Consider the following 23,043-nt stretch of genomic DNA (forward strand, 5'->3'; position numbering starts at 1 on the left):
TCCCGCCTGATACTGATGCGGGGTCGTCGACTAGCCCTCGCTAGGCAGAAAGTGCCGCCTGCGTGGTTAACGGCGGTTTAAGTGTCGGGGTGGACGACGGGATATTCGCGGTTAATCGCAGAGGCCGGGGTGGGCCTGAGCGACGCGGAGAATTGATTCTTGTCGGAGATAAAAATCAGTTCGACAGCCTGAAACACCGCCTGGCCTGCCCCACTGGCCTGTTTCCACAGACTTGAGGAGCCTTGGTCTGGGACGGCCTTATGATGCTCACTTCAGTTCGCGGAGAGAGCGTACATCGAGGATTTCGTCTGCTTCGTCATGGCGCCTTCTGTCCGGACCAGCTGGACGAACCTCAGCGCAAGGCCTCGCTTACCGACCCCGCCCCTGAGGGCAGGACTGCGTTAGGGTCCCGCAGAACCGCCTCGACGTCGCGGAATACGACCTCGGCCTGCAGATCCCGGTTCAACAGGTGCCAGCCCTGCGGATACCAGGCCGTCCTCAGGTTCGGCGGGTTGCCCGCGCGGATCAGGGCGCGGCGCATGGGTCGCTTCTCGATGATCTGGTCGTGAGCCCCGTACATCAGCAACGTAGGCGCCTTCACCTCTCCCAGCTTCCGGGTCGCGCTCTCCATCAGATCGACGAGGCCGTAGAGGGCGTCGAACCGGGTCGCGCGGATGAACCCGGGATCGGCGCCGTTGGCGACCAGCTCCATCAGATTGTCGGTCGCCCGGATGTGTCGCACGGCCCACTCGGGCGGCTCGATCGAACGTGATCCCATCAGACGGGCGGCGGTCCACAGGCTGACGCGATTCAGGGGGTCCTGGCTCGACCAGCCCCAGACGGCCGGAGCCAGCAGGATCAGCTGGTCGGCGAACGGCGGCCGGTCCGAGGCGAAGGTCGAGACGGCCACCGCTCCGCCCATGCTCTCGCCGGCCACGGCGATCCGCGCATTCGGATGCCGCGCCCGGATCAGGGCGACGACGGTGCGCAGGTCCTCGGCCATCCGCGCCTCCCCGGCCCAAACGCCCCGGCCGGGTGCATCTCCGAAGCCGCGCTGGTCATAGGCGTAGGTGGCGATCCCGTGCTCAGCCCAATACGGCCCGGCCAGCCGGAAGGCCGCCGCATGATCGTTCATCCCGTGCAGGCCGATGACGACGGCCTCGGGCTCCGCCGGCCCCCATCGCAGATAGGGCAGACGCCCGCCGTCATCGACGACGAAGGCGTTGGCCTCGATCCTCGGTCCGGCGAACCCCGCCGGCGGCGTCAGCGAGGCCTGCACCTGCGGCGTCGCGCAGGCCGCGAGGGTCAGCAGCAGGGCAGTCAGGGCGAGGCGGCGGATCATGCGGCGAGGATGCCCCGAACCCTCTGGCGAAGATACGGCACGACCTCGGTCTCGAACCACGGATTGCGCCTCAGCCAAGCGGTGTTGCGCCAGGACGGATGCGGCATCGGCAGGATGGCGGGCGCGTACTCCCGCCAGGCCCGAACGGTCTCGGTCATGGTGGCCTTGGCCCGATCCCCCAGAGCCCAGACCTGGGCATAGCCTCCGATCAGAAGCGTCAGCTCCATCTCCGGCAACGCCTCCAGCAGCCGGGGCCGCCACAGCTCGGCGCACCGGCGCGGCGGCGGATAGTCCCCGCCGCTCCGTCCATGTTTCTGGGGCGCGGTCCCCGGATAGCAGAAGGCCTGGGCCGCCACGCCCAGCCTGTGATCGGCATAGAAGGTCTCGTAGTCGACGCCCATCCAGTCGCGGAGCCGGTCGCCGGACGGGTCGGTGAAGGGAAGTCCGCTCTCGTGGACGCGTCGTCCCGGGGCCTGACCGCAGATCAGCAATCGGGTCTCTGGAAAAACCCGGATGACCGGTCGCGGGGTATGTGGGAGTTCGCCCAGGCAGGCCCGGCATGCCCTGATTTCGCTCAGGACCTCTGCAAGATCAGGCGAGGTCGTCATCGCCCTCGGGCTTGGGCGGCAGGGCGGCGAGCGCCGCGGCGGTCTCGGCCTCGGTCGGCAGGCGCAAACGGGTCACGCCCCGGAAGTTCGACGGATCGACGACCTTGCCCTTCTTGGTGATGGTCAGCTTCCCCTGGCGCATCAGCCCCAAGGCCGTGGCGCGGACCTTGGGCAGGACGCGCTGCCACTGCTCGGTCTGGATGTGTTTGGCCACATCCGCCGGCTCCACGGACTTGCCCTCAACGCCCTTGGGGTTGGCCTTGGCAAGGGTTTCGAAAATTGCCGCTTCGATTGGATCGCTCATCGGGCCTATATGCTGCACTGCAAGATCAAAAAGAAGGCGGTATCCGCCTGACGGACGCGGGACTAAGGACGATGGTAGCCAAGATTACTGTGACCGAGGGCGAGTTCGCCGGCTGGCAAACCTACGACCTACACGGCACCTTCGACCAGACGGTCGGCCCCTTCTATTTCAAGCCCGATCCCGACGGCCGCATGCGTTGCGCCTTCCGCGCCGAGCCCAAGCACATGAACGCGGGCCACCGGATGCACGGCGGCTGCCTGATGACATTCGCCGACATCTCCCTGTTCCAGACGGCCTATCAGGAGATGGAAGGCAAGAACGGCGTGACGGTCCAGCTCGACTCCACCTTCATCGACGGCGCTCGCGTCGGCGAACTGGTCGAATCTACGGGAGAGGTCGTGAGGGCGGGCGGCTCGCTCATCTTCGTCCGCGGCCAGATCACCACTGGGGACCGAACCCTGATGACCTACTCGGGCATCATCAAGAAGTTCATGCCGCGCGGCTGAAGTCGAAGCGCCCAGCAGCCTCCCAGGGCCCTCCCCGGTAGCGCCATAGCAACAGCGCCTCGACCGTCGCCGTCCAGGGGTCGAAGTTCTCGGCGAGTTGATCGTGAAGCGCCGCCGCGACCTGCGGATCGACCTTGTTCTGGATCGTGACATGCGGCCGGAAGCCTTGGCGGTCCTGAGGCGTCAGAACGTCGGCGAACCGGTACGCGAGCCGCGCGCGCACTTCGACGAGATCGACACTGTCGATCGACAGGGCCAGGCCCCGACCTAGCTTCCGCAGGCCGGACACCGTGACCTGAAAGGTCGAGCGGCGAGCTGCGTCCTCCACCGCGTCGCAGACGTCGGCGATGCGCCCGCCCGGCAGATGGTGAAACAAGGTGAGATGGGCCGGGATCCGATTGAGCTCGGGCGGAAAATGGGCGCGACGCACACGGTCGAAACACGCGATTGCGCTCGCGTCAAAGCCCACGCTGACGATCAGCGGATCGGCGTCCGGCGTCAAACCCCGACCTTGGCGGCTGGACGAGCCCGGCAGTCGCCAAGCCAGCGGGCAAGGTTCGTCAAATCCTCTGGCGGCCGATATTTGACCAGCCTGGCGAAGTCCAGGCCGACCACGCCCACGATGTCTGCGATAGTAAACCGGTCCAGCGCAATGAACGGATGATCGGCCAGATGCCGGTCCACTGTCCGCATGAAGCGCTCGGCCGCGACCCGGTTGTAGTCGGCGACCTGGGGCTGCTGCGCGCTTTCCAGCGCGGCCAGCGCCGGGTGAGTCAGGCGAACGTTGAGCATGATCGGGTTGGCCAGATAGAATTCGCACCTGCGGGTCCACATCTCGACGATCGCCTGCTCCCGCGCATCCACGCCGAACAGGTTGGGCTCCGGATAGAGCGCCTCCAGATATCGGCCGATGGCGACCGACTCGGAGATGGTCGTGCCGTCGTCCAGCTCCAGCGCCGGGACGTGGGGCACCCCGACCCGAGCGCGGTACTCCGGCGTCTTATGCTCGCCCGACATGATGTCGATGGGCACGATCTCGACGTCCTCGATGCCCTTCTCGGCCATCACCCAGCGGACGCGCCGGGGATTGGGGGCGCGGTGGCTGTCGTAGAGTTTCATAGGGCAGTCTCCGGTGTCAGCGGAATATGGAGGCCGGCATCGCGCCAACAACCGCCGCAGTCATCAGGGTGGCCAGGAAACCGGCGAACAGCGCTTTCCACACCATGCCCAAAACCTCTTCGCGACGCTCGGGGATCAGAACCGACAGGCCGGTGACGGTGATCCCGACCGAACCGATGTTGGCGAAGCCGCACAGCGCATAGGTCAGCAGCATGCGAGTCCGCTCGCTCATTTCGCCGACCGGCACCTCGCCCAGACGGATGAAGGCGACGAACTCGGTCAGCGTCAGCTTGACGCCCAGCAGCCAGCCCGCCTTGCCCGTCTCGGCCCAGTCGACGCCGATCAGCCAGGCGATCGGCATGAACATCCAGCCCAGCAGCCGCTCGACCGTGATGTGATCGCCGAACAGCCAGAAGCCGCCCAGCATGATGTTCACCAGGGCGACCAGAGCCACGAAGACGATCAGGACGGCTGAGATGTTGAGCACCACCATCAGGCCGTCGGCCGTGCCCTTCACGATCGCGTCGATGGCCGAGTCGTATTTAAGGGCCGAGCCGTAGTCCGCGACCTGACCGCCCTCGCCCGGCTTCTCGGGGATAATGATGCGGGCCAGCAGAACGCCGGCCGGCGCCGAGACAATGGAAGCGACGAGCACGTGGCCAGCGGCGTTCGGCAGGGTCGCCGACAGGATCGAGGCGTAGGCCACCATGGTCGAGCCGGCGACGGTCGCCAGCCCCACCACCATCATGAGGAAGATCTCGGACCGGGTCAGCTTGTCGAGATAGGCGCGAATGACGATCGGGCTTTCGATCATGCCGAGGAAGATGTTGGCCGCCACCGCCAGCGCCGAGGCGCCGCCCAGACCCATGGTCTTCTGGAACAGGAGGCCGAAGCCGTGGGTCAGCCACTTCAGGATCTTCCAGTGCCACAGCAGAGCAGACAGGGCCGAGATGACCAAAATCAGCGGCAGGACGTTGAAGGCGAAGGTGAACAGGCCTGCCTGATTGGTGACCGCATAGGGCTGGTCTCCGCCCGCCAACCAGCCGAAGACGAATTTCGTGCCCTCGGTGGTCGCGACCGCGAGACCGTCGACAGCGCTGGTCACGGCGGCGAGCACGTTCTGGGACCCCGGGATGGCGAACAGGGCCAGGACCAGCGCCGCCTGAACGCCGATCGCGCCCAGGGTGAGACGCCAGGGAAAGGCGCGCTTGTTCTCTGACAGGCCCCAGCAGGCGGCGACGATGACGACGAGCCCGAGCAGGCTCTGAAGGTTCAGGACGCTGAACATGGAACGATGGTTTTCCCCACACCGGCGACGCCGGGTCCGTCGTCGCTTGAACGCGACTGTGCGTCGGGCCGCAAGCCCATTTGTCGCACCCCCGAACGCGAAACGGCCCGGCGTCGCCGCCGGGCCGTTTGTTCTCGAAGACGGCGGAACGCTTACTTGATACGGCGTACCAGCTTGCCGTAGTCGTCCATCAGCGTCAGCGACAGGTCGCCCGGCGTGAAGGTGTATTCGCCGATCGACTGGACCGGGGTCACCTCGGCGGCCGAGCCGGTCAGGAAGCATTCCGAGAACGTCGCCAGCTCTTCCGGACGGATGTGGCGCACCACGACCTCGATCCCCTTGGCGCGGGCGATGTCGATCACCGTCTGGCGCGTGATGCCGTTCAGGATGTGGGTGACGTCAGGGGTGTGGATCACGCCGTCCTGGACGAAGAAGACGTTGGCGCCCGTCGCCTCGGCGACGTAGCCGCGCCAGTCCAGCATCATGGCGTCGGCGAAGCCACGCTTCTCGGCCGCGTTCTTGGACATGGTGCAGATCATATAGAGGCCGGCGGCCTTGGCCGTCGTCGGAGCCGTCGCGGGATCCGGGCGGCGCCATTTGGCCCACTCCAGCTTGATGCCGCGCTTCTTGACCTCGGGGTCGAAATAGCTTGGCCAATCCCAGACCGCGATGGCCACATGGCACTTGTTGTTTAGCGCCGATACGGAAGTCTGTTCCGGCCCCAAATAGGCAACCGGCCGGATGTAGGCGTCCTCCATGCCCATCTTGGCGCAAGTGTCCTTGCAGGCCTGGTCGATTTCGGCGACGGAGTAGGGCAGTTCGAAGTCGAGCAGATTGGCGGACCGCGCCAGACGCTCGGAATGCTCTGTCAGCTTGAAGATTTCGCCGCCATACATACGCTCACCCTCGAACACCGACGAGCCGTAGTGAAGGGCATGGGTCAAAACGTGCGTTTTCGCTTCCCGCCAGGGAACGAATTCGCCATCCATCCAGATCCAACCGTCACGATCGTCGAAAGGAACCAAGGCCATTGAACAACGTCTCCTGCGAAGATTTGCCGGTTAGAACGCCCGAAGCGCCCAAGGTCAACGCCATGAGCGCGGGAATGTTCGCATGAGCGGCGGACGTTCGGGCCCCGTTGCCGGCGCCGGCGTGGGTCGTCACCTGCTGATCGTCGACGATGACGACCGGATTCGCGAGCTGCTGAAGGAGTATCTGGCGCGAGAGGGATATCGCGTCACCGGCGCCGCCCACGCCGCCGCCGCGCGTCGCCTGATGGAGCTGATCGAATTCGACCTGGTCGTCCTGGACGTGATGATGCCCGGCGAGAGCGGGCTGGAGCTGACGACCTGGGTGCGATCGAAGGCGCAGCTGTCGAAGACGCCGGTCCTGTTGCTGACCGCGAGGGGCGAGGCGTCGGACCGGATCGACGGCCTGTCGCGCGGGGCCGACGACTATATGTCCAAGCCCTTCGACCCGAAGGAACTGGCCTTGCGGATCGATGCGATCCTGCGTCGCACCGGCGTCAAGCCGATCATGCCGCGCGAGATCCGGCTGGGCACGGCGATGTTCGATCTGGAGCGGCTGGAGCTCACGCGCGACGGCGCGCCGATGCGGCTGACCGAGGCCGAGGCGCAACTGCTGAAGACCCTGGCGCTCCACGCCCACGCCCCCGTCGAGCGGATGGACCTGTCGCCGGACACGGCCGACATCACCGGCCGCGCGGTCGACGTTCAGGTCACGCGCCTACGCCGCAAGCTCGAGGCCGATCCGAAGAACCCGCGCTATCTCCAGACCGTCCGGGGTGTCGGATACATGCTGGCGCCGGATTGAGACGAGCGCATGGGTCTCCTCGCCATCGCCGCTGCTCTTGTTCTGGGCGGAGCTCAGGACGGACCGCCGCCTGAAGATCTCTGGGTCAAGGCGACGCCCGCGGGCGAGGTTGCGGATCCTTGCGACGGCGAGGCCGGGCAGAACGGAACCAGTCAGGCCTGGATTCGCACGGTCATGCTGGAGCGACATCATCCGCGACCGCTCGTCTGCGGAGATCGAACCGGCCTCGACGACGAGGCGGTCCGAGCGGCCGAGAACGACCGGTTGGACCTGACGGCTCAGGCCAGCGCGAGGCTGGCGGTCCTGATGGGCGCCATGTCCCGATCCCTCGACGATGACGGATCATGGGGGCAGCAATCCGAGGCGGCGGGGCGCGCCCTCTACCTGGCCCTCAAAGCCGACGATTACCGGCTGTTGCGCCAGACCGCCGCGCAGGAAGCGGCGGCCGACACGCCATGAGGCTGCTGCCCTTCCCGGTCCTGGCGCGGTTCCTGAAGCGGCAGTTGCCGTCGTCGCTGTGGGGACGGTCGCTGCTGATCATCGTCCTGCCCATCCTGATCATGCAGGGGGCGGTGACCTGGGCCTTCTTCGACATGCACTGGCAGACGGTGACGGCGCGCCTGTCCGAGGGGCTCGCCGGCGACGTGGCGTGGGCGGCCGAGAGCTATCGCGACGAGCCGACGGACGCCAACCTTGCGGCCATCGCCGACCGGGGCGAGCGGTCGATGCAGCTTTCGATCGCGCTCCGGCCCGGGGCGACCCTGCCCGAGGAGCAGAGACGAGGGCCGATCGGAGTGGTGGATCGCACGCTGGAGGCGGCGCTCGCGGCACGGCTGGATCAACCCTTCTGGTTCGATACCACTCGCTATCCGGCCTATGTGGACATCCAGGTACAACAGCCGCAGGGGGTGCTTCGGATCATCGCGCCTCGCGAGCGGGCCGTGGCGACCCAGGCGCATATCTTCGTCCTTTGGCTGATGCTGGCGACGGTGCTGCTGATGGGCGTGGCCATTCTCTTCATTCGCAATCAGGTCCGGGCCATCGAGCGGCTGGCCGAGGCGGCGGAGGCCTTCGGACGCGGCGAGATGTCGCCGAAGTTCAAGCCGCACGGCGCCCGTGAGGTGCGGCAGGCGGCCTTCGCCTTCCTGGCCATGCGCGACCGGATCCAGCGCCACATCGAACAGCGGACGGCGCTGCTGGCGTCGGTCAGCCACGACCTCCGGACGCCCCTGACCCGGTTGCGGCTGGAGTTGGCCCTGGCGCCGCAGTTCAAGCGTCAGAGCGCCATGAAGGGCGATCTCGACGAGATGGAGCACATGATCGACGAATACCTCGCCTTCGCCAAGGGCGAGGCCGGCGAGGCGCCGCAGCCGGTCGATGTCTCCGCCCTGCTGAACGCGGCGGGCGAGGATGTGAAGCGCGCGGGGGCCGAGGTGGAGATCACGGCGCCCGCCGACCTGATCGCCTCGCTGCGCCCCTTGGCGTTCAAGCGGGCCCTGACCAATCTGGCGGGCAATGCGGCCTCGCATGGCGAGCATGTGCGGCTGTCGGCGCGTCCCCTGCCCTCCGGAGGGCTGGAGATCGCGGTGGAGGACGACGGGCCCGGCATTCCCGACGAGATGCATGAGGAGGCCTTCAGGCCCTTCAGCCGTCTGGACGAGAGCCGGAACCAGAACAGGAAGGGGGTGGGTCTGGGCCTGGCCATCGCGCGGGATGTGGCGCGCGGGCACGGCGGCGACATCACCCTGGCGCGCAGCGATCTGGGGGGCTTGAGAGCCCTGATCCGCCTGCCCGGATAGGCCTTTCACTTTCTGCGGCGTCTACTGGCGAAAGAGCCTTCGCGAGCGCATCTTGCAGTGGACAGGGAAACCCGGAGATCGTCATGCGCCCGTTCGCCTTCATCGCTCCTCTCGCCCTCGCGGCCGCCCTCGCGGCCCCGGCCTTCGCCCAGCAGGTCACGGTCACCGTGGGCGGAGACCTGACCGACGACGTCGAGGAGCTGGGCCACCGCGATGTGAATGAGCAGATCGAGCGGCTGCAGACGGTCGTCGAGCGCCGGCTCGCTCGCGACGGCGCCCTCGAGGGCGCTCAGGTGAACCTCATCCTGACCGATCTGAAGCCCAACCGCCCGACCTGGCGGCAGGCCGCCGACAAGCCCGGTCTGTCGATCATCGACAGCATCTCCATCGGCGGGGCGACGATCGAGGGCGAGGTCATCACCGCCGACGGCCGTCGGATGCCGGTGCGCTATTCGCGCTACTCCTCCTCGCTGGCGGACGTGCAGGGCTACACCACCTGGCAGGACGCCGATCGGGCCTATGCCCGGCTGGCGGGCAACCTGGTCTCGGGTCGGCTGGTCTCGCGCTAGCCGCCCTTCGCCAGCGCCTGAGCCCGACTGACGGCGGCGCGCACCGCCGCCGAACCGGCTCGGTTCAGGTCGGCCGCCGCGAGCGCGTCCAGGCCCGCGCGTGTCGTTCCACCCGGCGAGGCGATGCGGGCGATGAGGTCTTCCAGAGGGGCATCGGTAGCGGCGCCCGATCCTGCGGAGCGCAGCGCACCCCGGGTCAGCCGCTCGGCCACGTTCTGCGTCAGGCCGGCCTCTACACCCGCCTTCGCGAGCGCCTGAGCCAGGGCGTAGAAGAAGGCCGGGGCCGAACCGGCCACGGCGGTCGCGGCGTCGATCAGGGCCTCCGCGTCTAGGTCGACCGTATCGGCGATGCCGTCGAAAAGGCGATGGGCCAGCGCGCGGGCCTCCGCGTGATCCGACCAGATCGCGGCCACCCCTTGCCCCTGCGCCACGGCGGTAGTCGGCATGACGCGAACCACGGCGCGACCCGTCAGGGCGACTGACAAGTCCTCGGCGCGAACGCCCGCCATCACCGAGACGACCACGGTCTTCGCCGGCAGGGTGTCGAGCAGTGGCGCGACGGCTTCGCGCCAGGCGGCGGGCTTGACCGCGATGACCAGCGCCTCCGTCTCCGGCGGACAGACCGGCGGGACGGCGCGGGTCAGGATGGTCGGGTTCGCCACGGAGCCGCTCAGATTCCAGCCCTCTGTGATTGCGGAGCCGAGACGGCCGTGGCCGAGGAGTACGACCGTCATCGGAGGGCGGCTCAGGCCGTGCCGACGGTCTCGAACAGGCAGCTGTCGATCGCGTCCTGGGGCTTCTTGTTGCCGCGGATCATGAAGTCGAAGGCCGGATAGTAGCGGTCGGCGGCCTCGACGGCGGCGTCGATCATGGACGCGGCCTGGGCCAGGGTCGGCCGCTCGCCGTGCGGCAGGGCCAGGGAGTGGCGGAACACGATCTCGCCGTCCTCGGACCAGACCTCGAAATGGCCCATCCAGGTGCGCTGGTTGACCATGGAGACCAGTTCATAGGCCGCGTTGCGACGCGACTTGGTCGCCCGCAGATCGAGGGCGCAGCACAGCTGCAGGCAATCGCCTTCCGGACGCCAGGCGAACCAGAGCTCGTAGTCCTTCCAGTCGCCGGCGAGGGCGAAGGCCAGATCGCCGTCGTCCGTCCGATCGAACGGCAGGTTCTCGGCATTCAGCACATGCTCGACCACGTCCAGCGGATCGTAGGGGACGTCGACCTCTTGGGGTCCGGCAGCATCCATAAGGTGAACTCGATCTCGCGGAAGAAGAGCGACCGACTCAGGGTCGCCTGTGAATTTGACGGTAGGCGTGTTCGGAGATTCGTCTCAACCGGCTGCGTCCGGCAGACGAGTTCCGTCTGTGGACGTTCCCTTTTGAGGCTTGTCGGGCTCGGGTGCAGGCGCTTTGAGCGCAGACAACTCGGCCCGCAGTGCGGCGACCTCTGCCTTCAGGGCGTCGAACTCGTCCTTGCGGACCAGGTCCATTTCGGCGGCGAAGCGGTCGGCCTGGGCGCGGAACGCCGTCTTGGCTTCCTCGCCAGCGGCTTGGGCCAGTCCCATGGCGCTGGTCGACAATTTGGCGAACTCGTCGAGGAAGGGATTGCGCGTCTGCATCGAAGGCTCCGGCCCAGCGGCGGGCGTCGTTAAGGGAAGGTTGCCTGATATGGTGAACGAAACCTTTCCAGACACCCCCTGTTCGAGGTCAATCGCGGCTGAAACGTGTCACCCTCGCGCGACGCATCGGCGCTTGCTAAAGCCGGGGAGAACCGTTGCAGGAGCCTCGCTTGACCTTTCCCGAGTTCGATCCGGTCCTGATCCATCTGGGGCCGTTGCCTATCCGCTGGTACGCACTCGCCTATGTGGCCGGGATCGTGCTGGGCTGGGTCTATGCGGCGCGGATCCTGAAGAGCGAGCGGGTCTGGGCGCCGGGTCAGCCGCCGCTGAAGGGGCCGCAGCTGGACGATCTGATCCTGTGGATCACGCTCGGCATCATCCTGGGCGGGCGTTTCGGATACGCCCTCTTCTACAAGCCGGTCATGTTCGCCCAGTTGTTCACGGGGGCCAACATCGGCGAGCGGCTGGAGCTGTTCCAGCTGTGGACCGGGGGGATGTCGTTCCACGGCGGGATGCTGGGCTGTACGGCGGCGGTGCTGATCTACGCCTGGAAGACCAGGGCCAATGCGCTCAGCATCGGCGACATGGCGCTGGCGTCGGCGCCGATCGGACTGTTCTTCGGGCGGCTGGCCAACTTCGTGAACGGGGAGCTGTGGGGGCGCACGACCGATGTCCCCTGGGCTATCCGGTTCTGCAACGCCCGGATCGAACAGGTCTATGGCTTCTGCCCGGCCGGGAACGAACCGCGTCACCCGAGCCAGCTTTATGAGGCGGGGCTGGAAGGCATCGTTCTGTTCGTGGTGCTGGGGCTGGCCATCTGGAAGTGGAAACTGCTGGCCAAGCCCGGCTATGTCACCGGCCTGTTCCTGGTCGGATATGGCGCGTCGCGGGCCCTGTTGGAGAACGTCCGCCAGCCCGACGCCGGGATGGAGCATTTCCCGCTGGGGCTGACCATGGGGATGATGCTGTCGACGCCGATGATCCTGATCGGCGCCTGGCTGATCTGGCGGGCGTGGAGCCGGCCGCCGGCAGCCGCCGCCTGACATGGCGCTGAAGGACCGGCTGGCGCGGGAGATCGCTCTGACGGGGCCGATGACGGTGGCCGACTATGTCACCCGCTGCCTGCACGATCCGAAGGACGGCTACTACGCGACGCGGCCCGCGCTGGGGGAAGGCGGAGACTTCATCACCGCCCCCCTGGTCAGCCAGATGTTCGGGGAGCTGATCGGCCTGTGGGCCGTGGAGACCTGGCATCGGCTGGGGGCTCCGGAACGGTTCCGGCTGGTCGAGGTGGGGCCGGGCGACGGGACTCTGATGGACGACGCGCTGAGGGCAGCGCGGCTCGCTCCGGGATTCCTGGAGGCCTGCGACCTGATCCTGATCGAGCCGTCGGGACCGCTGAGGGCGGTGCAGGAACGCAGACTGGGACAGGCCGACGTCTCGCCGCGCTGGGTCCGGTCGCTGGCGCAGATCGATACGGATGCGCCGGTCATCCTGATCGCCAACGAGGTGCTGGATTGTCTGCCGGCACGCCAGTTCGTGAGAACCGAGGGCGGCTGGGCCGAGCGGCGGGTGGGGGTCACCGACGACGGCGGGCTGACCTTCGGGCTGGTCGGGATCACGGGCGGGTTCGAGAAGCCGGATTACGGGATGGAGCCGGGCCAGGTGATCGAGGTTTCCGAGCAGCAGGCGGCCTTGGGGCGGGATCTCGGGGCCTTGCTGAACGAGGCGACTGGGGCGGCCCTTCTGATCGACTACGGGCGGGACCGGCCGGGGCCGGGGGATACGCTGCAGGGGCTGAAGCGGCACCAGAAGGTGGATGTTCTGGCGGAGCCGGGCGAGGCCGATCTGACCCAGTGGGCGGACTTCCCGGCTGTGCTGGAAGCGGCGGTGCGAACGGGCGCGGATGTGACCGGTTGCCTGGGCCAGGGCGAGTTTCTGAGGCGGCTGGGGATCGAGGCGCGGGCGGAGCGGTTGTCTTCGGGACGGCCCGAGGCGGCGCCGGTGATCGCGAGACAACTGGCCCGACTGACGGCGGCCGATCAGATGGGCGAGCTGTTCAAGGCGGCGGCGATTTTCGCGCCGCGCAGTCTGGGCGTACCGGGGTTCTAAGCATGAGCGACTTGCAACCGATCACCCATCCGCTGCTGGAGACCGCCGGGGTGCGGCATGGGTTCTTCACGCGGCGGGGCGGGGTCTCGACCGGGCTCTATGAGGGGCTGAACACCGGTCTGGGGTCGGCGGACGATCCGGAGGCGGTGGCGGAGAACCGGCGGCGGATCGCGGCGCATCTGGGGGGCGGGTCCGATGATCTGGCGGCCTGCTATCAGATCCATTCGGCGATCACGCGGGTGGCCGAAGGGCCCTGGGCCGGGGAGCGACCGGAGGGGGACGCCGTGGTGACCGCGACCGTGGGAGTGATCCCCGGCGTGCTGACCGCGGACTGCGCGCCCGTGCTTCTGGCCGATGCGCAGGCGCGGGTGGTGGGCGCGGTTCATGCGGGCTGGAAGGGGGCGCTCGGCGGGGTCGTGCATTCGGCCGTCGCGGCGATGGAGGCGCTGGGCGCGCGGCCGGAGCGGATCGTCGCCGTCGTGGGGCCCTGTATCGCGCAGAGCTCCTATGAGGTCGGGGCCGATTTTCAGGAGCGGTTCGAGCACCACGATCCGGGCTCGGAGAGGTTCTTCATAAAGGGTGGGACGGCCGACAAGCGGATGTTCGATCTGCCGGGCTTCGTGCTGTGGCGACTGAAGCAGGCCGGGGTCGGCGAGGCCGCTTGGACTGGGCACGACACCTGTGCGGACGAGGCCGCCTTCTACTCTAACCGGCGGGCGTATCAGCGTGACCAGCCGGACTTCGGACGCCTGATGTCGGCGATCGCGCTGGCCTGAGAGCCGGGTTCGTCCGTTTCGTCATGACGGGATTCACGGTGACAAAACGTGACGAAACGGACGAAATCACCAGCGCTCTCTCTCTCCGCGAACCCAAGTCGCCATTGTAGGCCAGCGAGATACCAAGGCGAGCAAATCGGGTGAGACGCGGCTCTGGGGCAGGCGGCGCCCTACCTCAGACTGTCGAATAGATTTTTATGCTCGACAGGAATTCGTCGTGGGTTCCAGCTGGCGGGCACGATGAACTGATCAGCAGATCAGGTGAGCGATCCGCGCGGACTGTGTCCGTGATCTGCGCCCCAGCCTTCGCTGGGGCGCACGGAGGTGGGGGAGAGTTACTCGCCCTCGTCCACGCCGCTCTGGAAGTAGGGTTCCACCGTGCCTTGCAGTTTGACAGTCAGGGCGTTGCCCTTGCGGTCGACGGCCTTGCCGACGGCGAGGCGGACCCAGCCTTCGGAGACGCAGTATTCGTCGACGTTGGTCTTTTCCTCGCCCTTGAAACGCACGCCCACGCCGCGCTGAAGCACCTCGGCGTCGTAGTATTTGTTGTTCGGGTTGACCGAGAGGCGGTCGGGGGGCGTGTCGGACATGGCAGGGCCTTCGGAAAACTTGAGGGCGGTGCATAGCCGCCCCCGCTCAATCCGACAACGTTGGTCTAGCCGAGGCCGGAGAAGCCGCGGCCGACGCTCCAGGCCCCATCGGCGGGCAGAACGACGCCTGAGACATAGCGGGCGTAGTCTGACGCCAGGAACAGGCAGACGTCGGCCACGTCGTCGACCGTTCCGAGACGACGCAGAGGCACTGCGCGGGCGGCGGCGGCCTTGGCTTCGGGTGTTGGGGCCAGGCGATCCATGCCTTCCGTGCCGTCGATGGGACCGGGCGATACGGAGTTCACCCGCACCCCCTCCCCGCCCCATTCGATGGCGAGCGTCCTGGTGATCATGTCGACGCCCGCCTTGGCGGCGCACACGTGGACCTGAAGCGCCATCGGGATCCAGGCCTGGGGCGCGGTGATGTTGATGATGCTGGCGCCCGGCTTGGTCAGGTGCTCGTGGGCGGCGCGCAGGACGTGGAAGGTGCCCAGGGTGTCGATGTCGGTGACGGTCTTGAAGCCGTTGGAGCTGAGGGCGGCGGCCGGGACCGGGAAGTTGCCGGCCGCGCCGGAGACCAGAACGTCGATCGTGCCGCGCTTCTCGCGGAAGTCGGCGACGGCGGCCTTCACCGCATCGAAGTCGCGGACATCGAGGCTGTAGCCCAGGGCCGGGTTGAGGTCCGAGAGCTGGGCGACGGCGGCGTCGACCTTGTCCTGGCTGCGGCTGGCGACAGCGAGTTTGGCGCCGGCTCTGGCGAAGGCTTTGGCGATGCCGAGGTTGATGCCGGAGGTGCCGCCGAAGACCATGACGGTCTTGCCGGCGAAATCGAACGCCATGGCTGTCTCCCCTTGTTGTCTACGCCACCGTGCACCCCGGTGAAGGCCGGGGTCCAGATGGAACACGCGAAGGGGCGGATCCTACTGAACCGACTGGCGGGGTGCGGCGGGGTTCGCGGAAGCCGCCGAATTTCCAGCGGCCGGCTGGTAGGGCTGGGGTCCGGCGGGCGGGGTCGCAGCCGGCGTGGTCGCGCGCGGGGTCTGGCGAGCGGGCTGGCGGGCCGGTTGGCGCGCGGGCTGACGGGCCGGGGCGCGATTGGCGGCGGGCTGGGCCGTCGGCGGGGTCGTGGCGACGGGGGCGGCCGTCTGGGTCGGGGCCGGTGCGTTCGCGGCCGGCGCGCCAGCGGGCGGCGTGGTCGTAGCGGCCGTCTGGGTCGGGGCGACCGGCGCCGAGGCGGCGGCGGCGCGGGCGGCCAGCTGCTGGGCCTGGAAGCGGCGGGCCAGTTTCTCCGTCAGTTCGCGGGCGGCGGCCGGCTGCATCTGGGCGAGGATGGCCGAGAGGCCGCGCGGACGCATGGCGGCGGCGATGGGCAGGCGGACGCTGTCGTCCAACGTCGTGAAGACGGCGGCGGCCTCGCGCGGACGCATGGCGGAATAGACGGCGACCAGACGGGCGGTCTCGGCGGCCTCGCGCTCATCGACCTGACCCAGCAGGGCCTGAACCTCGGCCTTGATGGCGTTCAGCGCCGTGATCTTGGCGTCCAGCTTCTGTTCGGCGGCGACCATCAGCGGCAGCGTCGTGGCGAAGTCGGCATCGCGGGCGTCCAGCTCCGTGCGACGGGCCGAGAGCGACTGGATGATGCGCAGTTCGGCCGGGGAAATGCCGGCCTGCTGGGCCAGTTGCTCGGGCGTCAGGGCGCAGACCGCAGGGGCCGGACGGGAGGCGGCGGGGGTGGCGACGGCCTCGCTGGCCGCGGCGGTGGCTTCCTCGGCCCAGGCGCGAGCGCCCTGGAACAGGTCCGGTCCGGCGCCGACGGCGCGCACGGCCACGACCCCGCCGATGGCGACGGCGATCAGGGGCAGGAGGCGAGGCAGCTTGGCCATAAGGTCAGGAATCCGGGAGAGATTTTATGCGGCGAAAAGGTCGTCGTCGGCAGCGAGGTTTACGCGCGCACGGTTGAGGGATTGCTTCGCGGCTTGGTTAGCGGTCAGGGCGTGCAGGATGGCCTGGACGTTGCCGGCGCCGGCCGCGGCGGGGGCCGGAGCAGCCAGGCCGTGGATGCGCTCGGCAAGCGCCGCCATGCGGAAGGCGCGGTCGTCGGGGTCGGCGACGACGGGGGCGACGGGCCTGGCGGCAGGCTCGGGCGCCGGGCGGGCAGGCGCGGCGCGGACCTCGGCGCGAGTCTCCTCCAGGCGCGGACCGGCGCGGGTTTCGGCTAGGGGCGCGCGACCGCTGCGGGCCATCAGCTGTTCCAGGTCGGCCTTCAGGGCGCGGGCCTTGAGGATGCGGTCGTGCAGGAGGTCCGCCTCCTCGCCCGAGGCGCGGAGCGAACCGAGCGCGTTCTCGGCGCGGGTGCAGGCGGCGTTGAGTTCGGTGACGGCGCCGGCGAAGGCCAGCTGGCCGGCGCGGAGCTGGGTCAGCTTCTTCTCGAGGCGGACGCCGTAGCCGAGGGCGGCCACCAGCAGCAGCATCAGGACGGCGTCGAGGATCATGCCGGTCATGTCAGCGCTTTCCCTTGGTCAGGCTGGAGGCGGCCTCGATCGAGATCGGAGCCTCGACCCTCACGGCGATATGCTGGCCCTTGCGGCCCATCTTGCCGGTCGTGACCGGGATCGAGCCGCAGCGGATCGAGACGTCGGACTCGGGCGTGGCGTTGAGCATGAAGGTGTCGCCGACCTTGAGGTTCAGAACGGTCGAGAGCGGGGCGGACTGTTCGTCCAGCACGGCGCGGACCTCGGTGTCCGTGGTCCAGAGCTCGGTGGCCAGGTGGCCTTCCCAGATGTTGTCGCGGCCGAACTTCTCACCCATGAACTGCTGCAGCAGCATCTTCCGGATGGGTTCGAGGGTGGCGTAGGGCAGGAGCAGTTCGACCCGGCCGCCACGATCCTCCATGTCGATCCTCAGCTTGACCAGGATCGCCGCGTTCGCGGGACGGGCGATGGCGGCGAAGCGGGGGTTGGTCTCCAGACGGTCCAGGTTGAAGTGGACGGGCGTCAGGGGCTCGAAGGCGGCCTGGGCGTCGGCCAGGATGACCTCGACCATCCGCTGGACCAGGACGCGCTCGATCGTGGTGTAGGGTCGGCCCTCGATCCGCAGCGCCGCCGTGCCGCGACGACCGCCCAGCAGCACGTCGACGATCGAATAGATCAGGTTGGAATCGACCGTCAGCAGGCCGTAGTTGTCCAGCTCCTCGGCGCGGAAGACCGCGAGGATGGCCGGCAGCGGGATGGAGTTCAGATAGTCGCCGAAGCGGATCGAGGAGATGTTGTCGAGCGACACCTCGACGTTGTCGGAGGTGAAGTTGCGAAGCGACGTCGTCATCAACCGCACCAGGCGGTCGAAGACGATCTCGAGCATCGGCAGACGCTCGTAGGAGACGAGCGCGGAGTTGATGATGGCGCGGATGCCGGTGCGTTCGGAATCGTCTCCGTCGCCGAGGTCGAAGCCCAGGAGATTGTCGATCTCGTCCTGGTTCAGGACCCGTTCGGAGGCCGCACTGGTCCGGTCCTCGCCGAAGGCGTCGGCGGCGGCGAACGGATCCAGTTCGTCCGTATCGGCCATTACTGGACGAGCATTTCTTCGATCAGCACGGCGTCGACCGTGGAGGGCGCGGCGATCAGGTTCACGCGGCGCAGGATTTCGGCGCGCAGCTGGAACTGGCCGGCCGAGCCGGCGATGTCCTCGGGACGAAGTTCGCGCAGGAAGCCCTGGAACATGTCCTGCATGCGCGGCATCTCGGACTGGAGTTGTGAAGCCAGGTCGGCGTCGTGCATCTCCAGGGTGAGGCCCAGCTTCATCACCGTCGGACGACCGTCGGGCGACTGGATGTTCACGACCATGTCGGGAAGGGTCAGGAAAGTGACGCCGTCGGGGCCTTCCGAGATCTTGCCCAGCGACGGATCGGCTTCGCCGCCCTCGCCGCCGCCGCCGTGGCCGCCGCCTTCCTTCTTCTCGCCGTGACCGCCGCTCTTCTTCTCTTCACCGTGGCCGCCTTTGGCGGCTCCCTCGCCGTGCTCGCCTTCGGCCGCGGCGGGCTTGGGCTGGAGCATGAAGAAGGCCCCCGCCCCGCCGCCGCCCAGAACCAGGAGAGCCACAGGGGCGATGATGAACAGGAGCGGCAGCTTCTTCTTCGCCGGGGCCTCGCCCTCCACCTCGGCGCCGTGGGCGACGGCGAGCTTGGTCGCGTCGTCGGCGTCGGCCGGAGCCTTGTCCTTCTTCTTGCCAAGCTTGATCATGCGGAAGGTCGTCCCGGAATTCCCTGGCGACCGACATCGCGCGTGTTTGGTTAACGCGAGGTGTAAATCCGGCAAGATTTGCCGGGCTCCAAGGGTCGGGAACCGGTCGAAAGCCCGTCAGGACGGGCGTTAACCCTGTTGGCACGGTCGTTGCGTGGGAGGTGCCGAAGGAGCTTCGGAGCCCACGTGGAAAACGCCGCCTACATCGGACTGTCCCGGCAGATGACTCTGCGTCGCGAACTCGACATCGCGGCCAACAACATCGCCAATGCGGACACCACCGGCTTCAAGGTCGAGCAGCTGCTGCTTGGCACCGAGGTCGGCAGCCGTGCGCGCAACGACGCGGTGCGGCCGGGCGTCAGCTTCGTGCTGGACAAGGGCGTGGGCCGGGACTTCGCGCAGGGCTCGCTGCAGCAGACGGGCCGCGACCTGGACTTCGCCATCGACGGCGAGGGCGTCTTCTTCAAGGTGCAGGACGGGGCCGGTGAGGCCTACACCCGCGACGGCGCCTTCACCATCAGCCCCGAGGGCGAGCTGACGACCAAGGCCGGCAACCCGGTGCTGGGCGACGGCGGCCCGATCGTCATCGACCCGGCGCAGGGCCCCATCACCGTCGCCGACGACGGCAACATCAGCCAAAACGGCGTCACCATCGCCCAGCTGGCCCTGGCGCGGTTCGACAACCTGGCGGTCCTCTCCAAGGAGGGCGACGGCCTGTACCGCAACAGCTCCAACGCCACGCCCATCGACGCCGCCGGCGCCCAGGTCCGTCAGGGCATGCTCGAGGGCTCGAACGTCAATCCCCTCGTCGAAATCACCCAGTTGATCGAGATCAGCCGCGCCTACGAACGCGCGACCAAGATGATCGAGAACGTCCAGGACCTGTCCCGCCGCTCAGTCGAGCGGCTGGGCCGGTCGAGCTAAGGAATACCTAGATGCGCGCACTTCGCACCGCCGCCTCCGGCATGGCCGCCCAGCAGCTGAACGTGGAGGTCATCTCCAACAACATCGCGAACATGAACACCATTGGCTACAAGCGCCAACGGGCCGAATTCCAGGACCTGATCTACCAGAACGTCGAACGGATGGGCGCGCAGTCGTCCAGCCAGGGCACGGTCGTCCCGACCGGCATCCAGGTCGGCCTGGGCGTCAAGGCGGGCAGCGTCTATCGCATCACCGACCAGGGCACCCCGACCCAGACCGGCAGCGACTATGATGTCGCCATCGACGGCCAGGGCTATTTCCAGGTGACCTTGCCCTCTGGCGAGATCGGGTTCACCCGGGCCGGCAACTTCTCCCTGTCGGGCGAAGGCCAGCTGGTGACCGAGGACGGCTATGCGGTGGAGCCGGCCATCTCGATCCCGCAGGACGCGGTCGATGTGATCATCTCCAAGACCGGCCAGGTGCAGGTCATCTCGGCGGGTTCGCCGGAGGCCGCGACGGTCGGCCAGTTGGAGCTGGCGACCTTCTTCAACGAGGCGGGTCTGGAAGCCATCGGCGACAACCTGCTGCTGGAAACCGCAGCCTCGGGTCCGGCCACCACGGGCACGCCCGGCGAGACCGGCTTCGGGCAACTTCTGCAGGGCTATACCGAAGCGTCGAACGTGGACGCCGTGACCGAGATCAGCGCCCTGATCATCGCCCAGCGCGCCTATGAGATGAACTCCAAGGTCATCACCACGGCCGACGAGATGATGAGCGTCTCGGCCCAGGTGAAGAGCTGATGACCCGTCTTCTGGCCCCCACCCTGTTCATGGCGCTGGCGGCGCTGGCCCTGGCCGCCTCCCCTGCCTTCGCCGGACCGGTGACGCTGAAGGCCAATCCGGTCGACGCCGACGGCAGCGTGACCCTGGGCGACATCTTCGACGGGGCCGGATCGGCCGCAGGGGTCGTGGTCGCCAGCCGCGCCGGGCCCTCGGTCGTCTTCGAGGCCGGACAGCTGCAGGCGATGGCTTCGCGCGCCGGTCTGCAGTGGGCCAACCCCCAGGGGCTGCGCCGCGTGGTGGTGCGCAACGCCGCCATGGCGCCGGGCGCCGCGCCCGCCGCCGGAGCCGCGACGCCGGCCGTGGCCCGTCAGGGCGCGACGGTCGAGGTTCTGACCTACGCCCGCAACCTGGCGGCCGGAGACGTGATCCAGCCGGAAGACGTCATCTGGTCCACCGTACAGGCGCATCTGGCGCAAGGCGGGTCGCCGTCCGATCCGGACATGGTCGTTGGCTTGAGCGCCCGCCGGGCCCTGCGCGCCGGGGCCGTGGTCGGCCAGCGGGATCTGATCTCTCCGCGCGTGATCGCCAGGAACGACATGGTCGAAGTCGCCTATATCGCGGGCGGGGTGACCCTGACCGTCACCGGCCGTGCAACCCGCGACGCCGCCGTCGGCCAGCCGGTGCCAATCCTGAACACCACGTCCGGCCGCACCATCGACGCCATCGCCTCGGGTCCCGGTCAGGCCCGCGCGGGCGCCGCAGCCCGCGCCTCCGCTCCCAACCAGTTCGCCCGATAGGGCCCCCGCCTCAGGGAATGTCAGTCATGCGTAAGTCCATCGTCGCCCTCTCCCTCGCCGCCGTTTCGCTCGGCGCCTGCTCCACCGCCGTCGAGGCCGTGCGCGGGCCGGAATTGGCGCCCATCGGTTATCCGGCCCAGCTGGTTCCGGTCAGCCAGGCCTACATGGCCCCGCCGGAACAGCGTCAGGCGGCCAGCGCCAACTCTCTGTGGCGGACCGGCGCCCGGGCCTTCTTCGGCGACCAGCGGGCGCGCAATATCGGCGACATCCTGACCGTCAACATCGACATCAACGACCAGGCGCAGACCTCGAACACCACCAACCGCAGCCGGAGCAACGACATCACGGGCGGCGTCACCAACTTCTTCGGCCTGGAGAACAGCCTGGGCCGCGCCTTCCCCGGCGGCTTCGATCCCCAGAACCTGGTCGGGGTGCAGGGGCAATCCAACGCCAACGGCACCGGCTCGGTCAGCCGCTCGGAAAAGGTCAGCCTGACCATCGCCGCCGTCGTCACCGACATCCTGTCGAACGGCAATCTGGTCATCCAGGGTCGGCAAGAAGTGCGCACCAACCGCGAGGTTCGCGAACTGACCGTCGCCGGCATCGTGCGCCCGGAAGATATTTCCTCGGCCAACACCATCGCCCACACCCAGATCGCCGAGGCGCGCATAAGCTATGGCGGCCGCGGGGACATCAGCCGAATCCAGGCGACCCCGGCGGCGCAGAGCCTGGTGGAACGATTTAGCCCGTTCTAGCGGGCTGCCGCTTGGCGTGCGGCGGCTCACTGCTTGAGCCCGAGTCTTTGGGTTCTCTCACCCGTCGCCGAATACCGTGTCCTGAACATCACGGGTCTGTCAGACAGGAAGCTTTGCCGTGAACCGTTAACGGGAGGCCGCGTTTGCCCTGTCAGACGCAAGGTGTTCCTACGATGTTCAAGGTTCTCGTTCCCGCCGTCGCCGCCCTCGGCCTGGTCGCCTTCGCGGCCCAGTCCCGCGATGTCGCGCCCGCAGGGGAGGACGAGGGCGTCATGGCCGCGCCGGTCATGTCCTGGAGCGTTCATCACGAAGGCGCCCTGGCCAAGCTGGCCTATGGCGTCGCAAACTCCGATCAACTGGCCCTGATGGTCACCTGCATGCCGGGTGAATCGACGGCCGCCGTCTATGGCGATGTTCAGCTCGATGGCGCGCGGGTCCAGCAGGCCCGCTATTCAATCGATCCGCTGTCAGGCGGTGACGCCGAGGAAACCCTCATCTCCATCAACGACCCTTCGCTGGCCGGCCTGGCCCGTGACGGCCGGATGACGGTGACGGGCGACGCCGGTCGTTTCCAGTTGGCGGCCTCGACCGACGAACGTCGCATCGTACGCGATTTTCTGGCCTATTGTTCGCCGGGCCGAGCGTAACGCTGTCTGGCCGGGGGGCCTGAACCATGACGATGTTGGCGACGCTGGCGGCCATCGCAGCCCTGCAGAGCGGTTGGACCTGGACCCTCTATGAGGACGGGCCCGTCGTTCTGGCCAACGAGATCCCCGACACGCCCCAACTGAGGGCCATCCTGGAGTGCCAGCCCGGCACCGGGGTGGCGAGGCTGGATCTGTTCGGAGCGACCGGCGCCGGCATCGCCACGATCGTTTCAGGCACGGCGACCGCGACCGGGCAAAGCGAGGCGACCGCCGACCATCAGTCCGTGGCGCTCCGGACCGACCACCCCGTCTTCGGCCAGTTTCTGATCACCGGGGTGCTGGATGTGGCGGTCGCGGGAGACCATCAGGCCGTCGCCGTGCCTGCCGGACATCTTGCCAAGCTGCGCCGGTTCGCAGAGCTTTGCAGCGGTTGAAT

Annotated in this window: 30 protein-coding genes; 14 read left to right on the forward strand and 16 right to left on the reverse strand. The window is 68.0% G+C overall.

Annotated features, from left to right (window positions below; all coding sequences use genetic code 11):
• Positions 1 to 352 precede the first annotated feature (352 nt).
• From O5O43_RS10220 to O5O43_RS10230, 3 genes are read right to left on the reverse strand one after another with little or no spacing between them, the layout of a single operon-like run.
• Positions 353 to 1,342 (reverse strand): alpha/beta fold hydrolase, encoded by a 990-nt coding sequence (locus O5O43_RS10220; RefSeq protein ID WP_271083778.1) that lies wholly within the window; start codon positions 1,340 to 1,342, stop codon positions 353 to 355.
• Positions 1,339 to 1,950, reverse strand: a complete 612-nt coding sequence (locus tag O5O43_RS10225; RefSeq protein WP_271083779.1) for a uracil-DNA glycosylase family protein — start codon at positions 1,948 to 1,950, stop codon at positions 1,339 to 1,341. Before O5O43_RS10225 ends, O5O43_RS10220 begins: the two co-directional genes overlap by 4 nt.
• Positions 1,934 to 2,254, reverse strand: coding sequence for a DUF3253 domain-containing protein (locus O5O43_RS10230; protein ID WP_271083780.1), 321 nt, complete (start codon positions 2,252 to 2,254; stop codon positions 1,934 to 1,936). The genes O5O43_RS10225 and O5O43_RS10230 overlap by 17 nt, the downstream gene beginning before the upstream one ends.
• 71 nt (positions 2,255 to 2,325) lie before the next feature.
• On the opposite strand from O5O43_RS10230, the gene O5O43_RS10235 reads away from it, so the two are divergent.
• Positions 2,326 to 2,760: a PaaI family thioesterase gene (locus O5O43_RS10235; RefSeq protein ID WP_271083781.1), complete on the forward strand. Its 435-nt coding sequence runs from the start codon at positions 2,326 to 2,328 to the stop codon at positions 2,758 to 2,760.
• Here O5O43_RS10235 and O5O43_RS10240 read toward each other — a convergent pair.
• The 4 genes from O5O43_RS10240 to O5O43_RS10255 form a co-directional block, all read right to left on the reverse strand.
• Complete coding sequence (locus tag O5O43_RS10240) at positions 2,744 to 3,262, reverse strand: 2'-5' RNA ligase family protein (protein WP_271083782.1); 519 nt, start codon at positions 3,260 to 3,262, stop codon at positions 2,744 to 2,746. The genes O5O43_RS10235 and O5O43_RS10240 overlap by 17 nt on opposite strands.
• Entirely contained in the window at positions 3,259 to 3,879 is a 621-nt protein-coding gene (locus O5O43_RS10245) for a glutathione S-transferase (RefSeq protein ID WP_271083783.1), read from the reverse strand. Before O5O43_RS10245 ends, O5O43_RS10240 begins: the two co-directional genes overlap by 4 nt.
• Positions 3,880 to 3,895: 16 nt before the next feature.
• Positions 3,896 to 5,167, reverse strand: a complete 1,272-nt coding sequence (locus tag O5O43_RS10250) for a nucleoside transporter C-terminal domain-containing protein (protein ID WP_271083784.1) — start codon at positions 5,165 to 5,167, stop codon at positions 3,896 to 3,898.
• 152 nt (positions 5,168 to 5,319) lie between these two features.
• Positions 5,320 to 6,198: a branched-chain amino acid aminotransferase gene (locus O5O43_RS10255; RefSeq protein ID WP_271083785.1), complete on the reverse strand. Its 879-nt coding sequence runs from the start codon at positions 6,196 to 6,198 to the stop codon at positions 5,320 to 5,322.
• 82 nt (positions 6,199 to 6,280) lie between these two features.
• Between O5O43_RS10255 and O5O43_RS10260 the strand changes: the two genes are divergently transcribed.
• The 4 genes from O5O43_RS10260 to O5O43_RS10275 all read left to right on the forward strand — a co-directional run bounded on the left by O5O43_RS10260 (position 6,281) and on the right by O5O43_RS10275 (position 9,368).
• Complete coding sequence (locus O5O43_RS10260; protein WP_271083786.1) at positions 6,281 to 7,000, forward strand: response regulator transcription factor; 720 nt, start codon at positions 6,281 to 6,283, stop codon at positions 6,998 to 7,000.
• Between the two features lie 9 nt (positions 7,001 to 7,009).
• Positions 7,010 to 7,459 (forward strand): hypothetical protein, encoded by a 450-nt coding sequence (locus O5O43_RS10265; RefSeq protein WP_271083787.1) that lies wholly within the window; start codon positions 7,010 to 7,012, stop codon positions 7,457 to 7,459.
• Positions 7,456 to 8,799: an ATP-binding protein gene (locus O5O43_RS10270; RefSeq protein WP_271083788.1), complete on the forward strand. Its 1,344-nt coding sequence runs from the start codon at positions 7,456 to 7,458 to the stop codon at positions 8,797 to 8,799. The genes O5O43_RS10265 and O5O43_RS10270 overlap by 4 nt, the downstream gene beginning before the upstream one ends.
• 83 nt (positions 8,800 to 8,882) lie before the next feature.
• Entirely contained in the window at positions 8,883 to 9,368 is a 486-nt protein-coding gene (locus O5O43_RS10275; RefSeq protein WP_271083789.1) for a hypothetical protein, read from the forward strand.
• On the opposite strand, the gene O5O43_RS10280 is transcribed toward O5O43_RS10275, so the two are convergent.
• The 3 genes from O5O43_RS10280 to O5O43_RS10290 all read right to left on the reverse strand — a co-directional run bounded on the left by O5O43_RS10280 (position 9,365) and on the right by O5O43_RS10290 (position 10,989).
• Positions 9,365 to 10,102, reverse strand: coding sequence for a pyrroline-5-carboxylate reductase dimerization domain-containing protein (locus tag O5O43_RS10280; protein ID WP_271083790.1), 738 nt, complete (start codon positions 10,100 to 10,102; stop codon positions 9,365 to 9,367). The two genes, O5O43_RS10275 and O5O43_RS10280, sit on opposite strands and share 4 nt — an antisense overlap.
• An 11-nt stretch (positions 10,103 to 10,113) precedes the next feature.
• The gene (locus tag O5O43_RS10285; RefSeq protein ID WP_271083791.1) at positions 10,114 to 10,617 is read right to left on the reverse strand and encodes a YbjN domain-containing protein; all 504 of its coding nucleotides are present in this window, start codon (positions 10,615 to 10,617) and stop codon (positions 10,114 to 10,116) included.
• A gap of 84 nt (positions 10,618 to 10,701) precedes the next feature.
• Positions 10,702 to 10,989, reverse strand: a complete 288-nt coding sequence (locus O5O43_RS10290; RefSeq protein WP_271083792.1) for an accessory factor UbiK family protein — start codon at positions 10,987 to 10,989, stop codon at positions 10,702 to 10,704.
• 170 nt (positions 10,990 to 11,159) lie between these two features.
• Between O5O43_RS10290 and lgt the strand changes: the two genes are divergently transcribed.
• The 3 genes from lgt to pgeF are packed head-to-tail and all read left to right on the forward strand — an operon-like array spanning position 11,160 to position 13,877.
• Entirely contained in the window at positions 11,160 to 12,032 is an 873-nt protein-coding gene (gene lgt / locus O5O43_RS10295) for a prolipoprotein diacylglyceryl transferase (protein WP_271083793.1), read from the forward strand.
• 1 nt (position 12,033) lies between these two features.
• The gene (locus tag O5O43_RS10300; protein ID WP_271083794.1) at positions 12,034 to 13,101 is read left to right on the forward strand and encodes an SAM-dependent methyltransferase; all 1,068 of its coding nucleotides are present in this window, start codon (positions 12,034 to 12,036) and stop codon (positions 13,099 to 13,101) included.
• Between the two features lie 2 nt (positions 13,102 to 13,103).
• Positions 13,104 to 13,877 carry a peptidoglycan editing factor PgeF gene (gene pgeF / locus O5O43_RS10305; protein WP_271083795.1) on the forward strand — a complete coding sequence of 258 codons (774 nt, stop codon included), beginning with the start codon at positions 13,104 to 13,106 and terminating at the stop codon, positions 13,875 to 13,877.
• 335 nt (positions 13,878 to 14,212) lie between these two features.
• Here pgeF and O5O43_RS10310 read toward each other — a convergent pair whose 3' ends face one another.
• From O5O43_RS10310 to O5O43_RS10335, 6 genes are all read right to left on the reverse strand, one after another.
• Positions 14,213 to 14,467, reverse strand: coding sequence for a DUF3297 family protein (locus O5O43_RS10310; protein ID WP_271083796.1), 255 nt, complete (start codon positions 14,465 to 14,467; stop codon positions 14,213 to 14,215).
• Between the two features lie 65 nt (positions 14,468 to 14,532).
• Positions 14,533 to 15,306 carry an SDR family oxidoreductase gene (locus O5O43_RS10315; protein ID WP_271083797.1) on the reverse strand — a complete coding sequence of 258 codons (774 nt, stop codon included), beginning with the start codon at positions 15,304 to 15,306 and terminating at the stop codon, positions 14,533 to 14,535.
• Positions 15,307 to 15,387: 81 nt separating this feature from the next.
• Entirely contained in the window at positions 15,388 to 16,350 is a 963-nt protein-coding gene (locus tag O5O43_RS10320; RefSeq protein WP_271083798.1) for a hypothetical protein, read from the reverse strand.
• Between the two features lie 24 nt (positions 16,351 to 16,374).
• Positions 16,375 to 16,968: a DUF6468 domain-containing protein gene (locus tag O5O43_RS10325; RefSeq protein ID WP_271083799.1), complete on the reverse strand. Its 594-nt coding sequence runs from the start codon at positions 16,966 to 16,968 to the stop codon at positions 16,375 to 16,377.
• Position 16,969: 1 nt separating this feature from the next.
• On the reverse strand, positions 16,970 to 18,028 hold the full coding sequence (gene fliM, locus O5O43_RS10330; protein ID WP_271083800.1) for a flagellar motor switch protein FliM: 1,059 nt from the start codon (positions 18,026 to 18,028) through the stop codon (positions 16,970 to 16,972).
• Entirely contained in the window at positions 18,028 to 18,702 is a 675-nt protein-coding gene (locus O5O43_RS10335; RefSeq protein ID WP_271083801.1) for a flagellar basal body-associated FliL family protein, read from the reverse strand. Before O5O43_RS10335 ends, fliM begins: the two co-directional genes overlap by 1 nt.
• A gap of 186 nt (positions 18,703 to 18,888) precedes the next feature.
• Between O5O43_RS10335 and flgF the strand changes: the two genes are divergently transcribed.
• The 6 genes from flgF (at position 18,889) to O5O43_RS10365 (ending at position 23,041) form a co-directional block, all read left to right on the forward strand.
• Entirely contained in the window at positions 18,889 to 19,626 is a 738-nt protein-coding gene (flgF, locus tag O5O43_RS10340) for a flagellar basal-body rod protein FlgF (RefSeq protein ID WP_271083802.1), read from the forward strand.
• Between the two features lie 11 nt (positions 19,627 to 19,637).
• Positions 19,638 to 20,426, forward strand: coding sequence for a flagellar basal-body rod protein FlgG (flgG, locus tag O5O43_RS10345; RefSeq protein WP_271083803.1), 789 nt, complete (start codon positions 19,638 to 19,640; stop codon positions 20,424 to 20,426).
• Positions 20,426 to 21,205, forward strand: coding sequence for a flagellar basal body P-ring formation chaperone FlgA (gene flgA, locus O5O43_RS10350; RefSeq protein WP_271083804.1), 780 nt, complete (start codon positions 20,426 to 20,428; stop codon positions 21,203 to 21,205). The genes flgG and flgA overlap by 1 nt, the downstream gene beginning before the upstream one ends.
• 17 nt (positions 21,206 to 21,222) lie before the next feature.
• On the forward strand, positions 21,223 to 21,960 hold the full coding sequence (gene flgH / locus O5O43_RS10355; protein ID WP_271083805.1) for a flagellar basal body L-ring protein FlgH: 738 nt from the start codon (positions 21,223 to 21,225) through the stop codon (positions 21,958 to 21,960).
• Positions 21,961 to 22,133: 173 nt separating this feature from the next.
• Entirely contained in the window at positions 22,134 to 22,607 is a 474-nt protein-coding gene (locus O5O43_RS10360) for a hypothetical protein (protein WP_271083806.1), read from the forward strand.
• 26 nt (positions 22,608 to 22,633) lie between these two features.
• Complete coding sequence (locus O5O43_RS10365; RefSeq protein WP_271083807.1) at positions 22,634 to 23,041, forward strand: hypothetical protein; 408 nt, start codon at positions 22,634 to 22,636, stop codon at positions 23,039 to 23,041.
• Positions 23,042 to 23,043: the final 2 nt, after the last annotated feature.

This window comes from Brevundimonas sp. NIBR11 (assembly GCF_027912535.1).
Taxonomy (GTDB): domain Bacteria; phylum Pseudomonadota; class Alphaproteobacteria; order Caulobacterales; family Caulobacteraceae; genus Brevundimonas.